This window comes from Mesorhizobium sp. B1-1-5 (genome assembly GCF_006443065.1).
Lineage (GTDB): Bacteria > Pseudomonadota > Alphaproteobacteria > Rhizobiales > Rhizobiaceae > Mesorhizobium.
Window position 1 is genome coordinate 120898 of record NZ_VFWS01000005.1, and the last position, 7011, is coordinate 127908.

The 7011-nt window shown below is 64.7% G+C and carries 5 protein-coding genes and 1 tRNA gene; 4 read left to right on the forward strand and 2 right to left on the reverse strand.

All coding sequences use genetic code 11. The features are described from left to right. Positions 1-139 precede the first annotated feature (139 nt). From FJ980_RS03775 to FJ980_RS03785, 3 genes are read left to right on the forward strand one after another with little or no spacing between them, the layout of a single operon-like run. Complete coding sequence (locus tag FJ980_RS03775; protein WP_140541606.1) at positions 140-1063, forward strand: ABC transporter permease subunit; 924 nt, start codon at positions 140-142, stop codon at positions 1061-1063. Further along, complete coding sequence (locus FJ980_RS03780) at positions 1056-2180, forward strand: ABC transporter permease subunit (RefSeq protein ID WP_140541607.1); 1125 nt, start codon at positions 1056-1058, stop codon at positions 2178-2180. Before FJ980_RS03775 ends, FJ980_RS03780 begins: the two co-directional genes overlap by 8 nt. Position 2181: 1 nt before the next feature. Next, positions 2182-3801 carry an ABC transporter ATP-binding protein gene (locus FJ980_RS03785; protein ID WP_140541608.1) on the forward strand — a complete coding sequence of 540 codons (1620 nt, stop codon included), beginning with the start codon at positions 2182-2184 and terminating at the stop codon, positions 3799-3801. Positions 3802-3828: 27 nt separating this feature from the next. Here FJ980_RS03785 and FJ980_RS03790 read toward each other — a convergent pair whose 3' ends face one another. Both FJ980_RS03790 and FJ980_RS03795 read right to left on the reverse strand, forming a co-directional pair. Then, entirely contained in the window at positions 3829-4155 is a 327-nt protein-coding gene (locus FJ980_RS03790; RefSeq protein ID WP_140541609.1) for a hypothetical protein, read from the reverse strand. Positions 4156-4412: 257 nt separating this feature from the next. Then, positions 4413-4489: transfer RNA gene (locus tag FJ980_RS03795), tRNA-Pro, on the reverse strand. Between the two features lie 190 nt (positions 4490-4679). Between FJ980_RS03795 and FJ980_RS03800 the strand changes: the two genes are divergently transcribed. Next, entirely contained in the window at positions 4680-6917 is a 2238-nt protein-coding gene (locus tag FJ980_RS03800) for an AGE family epimerase/isomerase (protein ID WP_140541610.1), read from the forward strand. The last annotated feature ends 94 nt before the right edge of the window (positions 6918-7011 follow it).

Consider the following 7011-nt stretch of genomic DNA (forward strand, 5'->3'; position numbering starts at 1 on the left):
GCGGCGGTCGCGGTCTGTCGTCGTGCCGGGCCGAAAGTCGGATTGGATTTTCGGGCTGCCCGGTGCGAAGATCAGAGATGCCGGCGCGCCACGGATCTTCGACTGGAGAGCCTGTCGCGCTGGCTGAAGCGGGGCGCCGATGCTGCGTTATGTCTTCCGGCGGCTGTTGACCGCCATCCCGACGCTGTTCGTCATCGTGACGGTGGCGTTTTTCCTGATCCGCGTCGCGCCAGGCGGCCCGTTCAACCAGGAGCGGGGCCTGAGCCCCGAGATCAGGGCCAATCTCGAAGCCCAGTTCGGCCTCAACGATCCGCTCTGGCTGCAATATGTCCACTATCTCGGCAATCTTTTGCGCGGCAGTTTCGGCCCGAGCTACAATTTGCCGGATTTCACCGTCACCGAACTCTTCGCCAAGGGCCTGCCGATCTCGATACAGATCGGCACCTCGGCTCTGGTGCTGGCGCTGCTGCTGGGCTCGATCCTGGGCACCATCGCCGCGCTCAACCAGAACAAGATAGGCGATTATTCAGTGATCGCCTTGGCCACGGCAGGCAGCACCATCCCGACCTTCGTCATCGCGCCGGTGATCCAGCTCGTCTTCGGGCTGTCCTGGAAGCTGTTGCCGATCGGCGGCTGGGGCGACGGCGCCTTGATCAACAAGGTCGGGCCGGTGCTGACGCTGGCTCTTCCGCAGATCGCCATCGTCGCCCGCCTGATGCGCGGCTCCATGATCGAGAGCCTGCGTTCGCACCATATCCGCACCGCCCGCGCGCTCGGCCTGTCCGACTGGTCGGTGGTGGTCAAGCACGCGCTGCGCGGCGCCGTGCTGCCGATCGTCTCCTTCACCGGCCCGGCGGCGGCGGCGCTGTTGACCGGCTCGATCATCGTCGAGACGATCTTCTCCATACCCGGGGTCGGCCGCTACTTCGTCGATGCCGCCCTCAACCGCGACTACACGCTTGTCATGGGAACCGTGGTGGTGATTGCGCTCTTCACCATCGTCTTCAACCTGATCGTCGACCTGCTCTATGCGGTCGTCGATCCGAGGGTGCGCTATGACTGACCTCGCCGTCGCCGTACCCGAGCCGATCGTCGGCCGCTCGCTCTGGGGCAATGCCTGGGCGCGGCTCAAACGCAACCGCGCCGCGATGCTCAGCCTCTATTACCTGGCCTTCATTGCCATCATCAGCATTTGCGGTCCGTGGGTCGTGCCGCATGCATACACCACCATCTATGGCGACTATGTGCGCATGCCGCCGAGCCTTTCGGCCTATCCGAAACCCGACATGATCCAGGGTGCCCTGGGCGATGCCATCAAGCGCATGCGCGCCGACATCAAGGAATGGCACCAGGACGGCAATCGCGTCACCGTCACCGTCACCTCGACCAAGCCGATCGACGACCGCAACATCCGCTATCTCGACCGCTCCGACGCCTTCGACGACACCAGGATCGAGAACAAGTCGCCCGATGGCCTCGAAGTGACGATGAGCTCGGCCGTGAAGCAGCAATATTTCTTCTTCGGCACCGACAACACCGGCCGCGACCTGCTTTCGCGCACGCTGATGGCCGGACGCATCTCTTTGGCCATCGGCCTGCTCGCCGGCGTCGTCGCCGGCGTCATCGGCGTCATCTACGGCGCGACCGCGGGATTCTCCGGCGGCAAGGTCGACGAGGTGATGATGCGCATCGTCGACGTGCTCTATTCGCTGCCGTTCATCTTCTTCGTCATCATGCTGGTGGTGTTTTTCGGCCGCAACTTCGTGCTGATGTTTCTGGCGGTTGGCGCTGTGTTGTGGCTCGACATGGCGCGCATCGTGCGCGGCCAGGCGCTGTCGATCCGCAGGCAGGAATATGTCCAGGCGGCGGAGGCCATGGGCGTCGGCCAGCGCGGCATCCTGTTGCGCCATGTCATCCCCAACTTGCTTGGCCCGGTCGTCATCTACATGACGCTCTTGGTGCCGCAGGTCATCATCCTGGAGAGCTTCCTCTCCTTTCTCGGTCTAGGCGTGCAGGAGCCGATGACCAGCTGGGGCGTGCTGATCTCGGTCGGCGCCAAGAACATCGGTTACGCCAACTGGCTGCTTCTGTTCCCGGCCTTCTTCCTCGTCTCGACGCTGTTCGCCCTGAATTTCGTCGGCGACGGCCTGCGCGACGCGCTCGATCCCAAGGACCGCTGAGATGACTGCCTCCGAAACGATCCTCAGCGTCAAGGACCTGCGCGTCCGCTTCCAGACCCTCGACGGCACGGTCGAGGCGGTCAAGGGCATCAACATCAAGGTCAATGCCGGCGAGACGGTCGCCGTCGTTGGCGAATCCGGTTCCGGCAAGAGCCAGACGATGATGGCGGCGATGAGCCTGCTTTCCTCCAATGGCGAGGCGACCGGCCAGGTCGACTATCGTGGCCGCAATCTCCTGACGATGTCAAAGAGCGATCTGAACCAGGTGCGCGGTCGCAAGATCAGCATGATCTTCCAGGAGCCGATGACCTCGCTCGACCCGCTCTACACCATCGGCAACCAGCTGATGGAACCGATCAGTCGACACCGCGGGCTGAACGCGGCCGCGGCGCGGGAAGAGGCGCTGAAATTGCTCAGGCTGGTGCATATTCCAGATCCCGAACGGCGGATGAAATCCTATCCGCACGAGATGTCGGGCGGCCAGCGCCAGCGCGTCATGATCGCCATGGCCTTGGCCAACGATCCGGACATCCTGATCGCCGACGAACCGACGACGGCGCTCGACGTCACCATCCAGGCGCAGATTCTGATGCTGCTTGCCGAACTGCAGCGCAAGCTCGGCATGGCCATCGTCTTCATCACCCACGACCTCGGCATCGTGCGCCGCTTCGCCGACCGCGTCTATGTCATGCGCCTGGGCGAGGTGGTGGAGGAGGGCGATGCCGAAGCGCTCTTCGCCAATCCGCAGCATGCCTACACGAAGATGCTGCTGGCGGCCGAGCCGACGGGCGCCAAGGCGGCGCCGCCCGCCAGTGCGCCGGTGCTGCTCGAAGGCCGCAATGTCGAAGTCGTCTTCAAGATCGGCGGCGGCTTCCTTGGCGGCGAGCCGCTGATGCTGCGCGCGGTGGACAGGATCTCGATCCGGCTGAAGCGTAACCAGACGATCGGCATCGTCGGCGAGTCCGGTTCAGGCAAGTCGACGCTTGGCCGCGCGCTGCTCAGGCTCTTGCCCAGCGACGGCGTGATCCGCTTTGGCGACCGCGACATTTCGGACGCGGACCGCCAGGCGATGCGGCCGCTCAGGCGCGAATTGCAGCTGGTCTTCCAGGATCCGTTCGGCTCGTTGTCGCCCCGCATGACCGTCGGCCAAGTGATCACCGAGGGACTTTTGGTGCACGAGCCCTCATTGACCGGCAAGCAGCGCGACCAGCGCGCCGTCGAGGCGTTGCGCGAGGTCGGCCTCGATCCCAATGCGCGCAACCGCTACCCGCACGAGTTCTCCGGCGGCCAACGCCAGCGCATCGCCATTGCCCGCGCCATGATCCTGAAGCCGAAAGTGGTGGTGCTCGACGAGCCGACCTCGGCGCTCGACCGTTCCGTGCAGAAGCAGATCGTCGAGCTGTTGCGCAAGCTGCAGGCCGACCATGAGCTGTCCTACCTCTTCATCAGCCATGACCTCGCGGTGGTCCGTGCCATGGCCGACTACATCATCGTCATGAAGCAGGGAAAGATTGTCGAGGAAGGTCCGACGCAAGAAATCTTCGACAATCCGCGCGAAGCCTACACCCAGACGCTGATGAACGCCGCGATCGATACGGCACGGTTCCGTATGAGCGCTTGAAGCCGTGTAAGCTTAGCCTCGCTCGCCTCACTGCGAGGACGGGCACCTCTGGTTCCGCGTCGCGACGATCGCCTGCTGCTGTTGCTGCAGCCGTTCGATCCGGGCGGCTTCGCGGTTGGCGACCGCCGTCTTCACGCGCTCGCCGCCGAGCAGCCATGTCGGCACGCTGGTGCTGGCGACCTTGCCGCGAGCGATTGCGGTGCGTGAAATATCGGTCGCGGTGTCGCCGACCGCATTGTTGAGCTCGGGGCAGTTCATTTTGTCGTATTTCGCCGGGCCGATCGACGCGGTGGTCGACGAGCAGCCTGCCAGAAGCAGCGTCGCGATCGAAATGGCTATAAACTTGAACGTCATTCCCTCAATTAGCCGCTCTGCGGCTCCGCCTCAACAGTCCCATCCTCACGCTGCCTTACGCGGCCATGCAGCGCCTCAACAGATCGACGAGAAGCTGCATCGCGAGGTCGCCTGAACGCCAGGAGAACGCCCAAAGTCTCAGGTGAGACGTGAGACGGTCTCACGGTCGTCCCATGTTCTCTGCTTGTTCCCATCACCGAAGCGGCGCAAACCGTTGTGGCGCAAGGCTTTCAGGGGATTTCTCGGAAGCTTGAAACTGGTCGGAGTGGCAGGATTTGAACCTGCGACCCCCTCGTCCCGAACGAGGTGCGCTACCAGACTGCGCTACACTCCGTGACCAGACCGCGGGCTTATAGCTGCCGCTTTCCGATCCTGCAAGCGGCAATGGCAGTCCTTCTGTCGCATTTCCTTTCTTTCGCGAAGCTTGCCCGAATGGCATAGGATTTGGTTGTGAGGTAAAGGTCGGCTTAAAGGCTTTGTCGTAAGTCCGACCCATGGGAGCCGGACTTTTGACAGGGTCGTTTATGAGCCAGCGCATCGTCAGTTTCGTCATGAGCGGTGGCGTCGGGTCGCGGCTGTGGCCGCTGTCGCGCGAGGACAATCCCAAGCAGTTCCACGATTTCTCGGGCGACGGTTCGATGCTGGCCAAGACTTTGCGCCGGCTGGCGGCACGCCCGCAAGGCGAGACGCCGATCTTCCTGATCGCCGCGGAGCGTCACGCCGAGCGCGTCCATGCCGACCTTGCAGGTATCGATCTGGCCGGCGGCGGACCGCTGTTCGAGCCGACGGGCCGCAACACGGCCGCCGCCGTGGCGCTGGCCAGCCTGCGCACGCTCTCCGAATATGGCGACGAGCTGGTGCTGGTGGTGCCGTCGGATCACGAGATATCGACGCCTGGCCAGTTCTGGCAAAGCATCGAGGCGGGCGCTGCCGCGGCAAATGCCGGCCGGCTCGTGGTGTTCGGCCTGAAACCGACACAGCCCGAGACCGGCTACGGCTATATCGAGGTCGGGGCCGGCCAGGACGGCGTCTTCGACGTCTCGCGCTTCGTCGAGAAGCCGGATCTCGCCACCGCGCAGGCCTATGTCGACGCCGGCAGCTTCTACTGGAACACCGGCATCTTCCTGTTCCGCGCCGGCGCCATGCGCGACGCCTTCGCGGCCCATGAGCCGAGAATCTGGCAGGCGACGGAAGCCGCCTACAAGGCTGCGACCAGCGATCTGTCCGGTCTCTACATGCCGCTGGAACTCTATTCCGCCATCCCGTCGACCTCGATCGACTACGCCATCATGGAGCGCGCGAAACACATCGCCATGGTGCCCGCCGGCTTCCGCTGGAACGATCTCGGCTCCTGGCAGTCGCTGCTCGATGTCGGCCCGTCCGACAAGGGCGGCAACGTCATCGTTGGAGACGTCGTCGCCATCGATTGCGAGAACTCCTATATCCGCAGCGAGGGTCGGCTGCTGTCGGCCATCGGCATGAAAGACGTGGCGATCGTCTCCACGGCCGATGCCACCTTCGTCGCGCCGGTCAGCCACAGCCAGCACGTCAAGAAGATCGTCGAGCAATTGGAGAAATCCGGCCGGCTCGAAACAAGGTTCACGCCGGCGCATGATCGCGTCATCGAGAGCAGCGCCTGGCGGCGGCGCGTGCGCCACTGGCTGTTCGAGGAGACGCTGCCGCTGTGGTCGACTGTCGGCGTCGACGAACGCCATGGCGGCTTCCACGAGGCGCTGGGCTTCGACGCCGCGCCGCTGATGAAACCCAAGCGCATGCGCACGCAGGCGCGTCAGGTCTATGCCTTCGCGGTCGCCAAGGAGCGCGGCTGGGACGGCCCGGCCGACCGGCTGATCGCGCACGGCATCGACTTCATGGCGGGGCAGGGCCGCACGAAGCGCGGCGGCTGGGTGCGCACGCTCAACATCGACGGCTCGATCGCCGATCCGGTCGAGGATGCCTACGACCATTCCTGCGTGCTTCTGGCGCTCGCCCACGCCCATATGTCGGGCCATCCCGACGCGTTGCGGCTCGCAGGGGAGACATTCGCCTTCCTCGACGCGCATCTGGAAGATGCCCGCCTGACCGGCTTTCTGGAAACCTCAGACGGCGCGGAGGAACGGCGCTCCAATCCGCACATGCATCTGCTCGAGGCCTTCCTCGCCTGGCACAAGGCGACGGGCGAGCGCGTATATCTGCGCCGCGCGGCGCGCATCATCGATCTTTTCCGCAGCCATTTCTTCGATGCCGAGAGCTGGACGCTGGGCGAATATTTCGACGACGGCTGGAAACCGGCGGCAGGCGAGAAGCGGAGCTGGACCGAACCCGGCCATCATTTCGAATGGGCCTCGCTGCTGGTCGATTTCGCCGCTCGCAGCGGCCAGGGCGAACTCACCGCCTTCGCCCGCAAGCTCTATGCCTCGGCCGTTGCCAACGGCCTCAACCGCGCCACCGGCCTCGCCTATGGCGCGGTCTCGCGCCAGGGCCTGCCGCTCGACACGGTCTCGCGAAGCTGGCCGCAGGCCGAGGCGATCAAGGCGGCGATCGCGCTCGACGGCTCGGGCGGGCCGGACCTCAAGCCCGAGATCGAAGCGCGCGTCGGCCGCCTGTTCCGCTGGCACATAGACCCGGCGCCGCTCGGCCTGTGGATCGACCGCATCGACGAGCGCGGCCGCTCGCTGGCGACCGACGTGCCGGCCAGCATCTTCTACCACCTAGTCTGTGCGCTGACGCAGTATCTGGACGGCACGGCGGAGAAGGGGTAGCGGAAGAGATCGCAAGTCTCATTCCTTCGCGCCCCCCTCTGTCCTGCCGGACATCTCCCCCACATGGGGGGAGATCAGATGTTCCCCCCTCGTG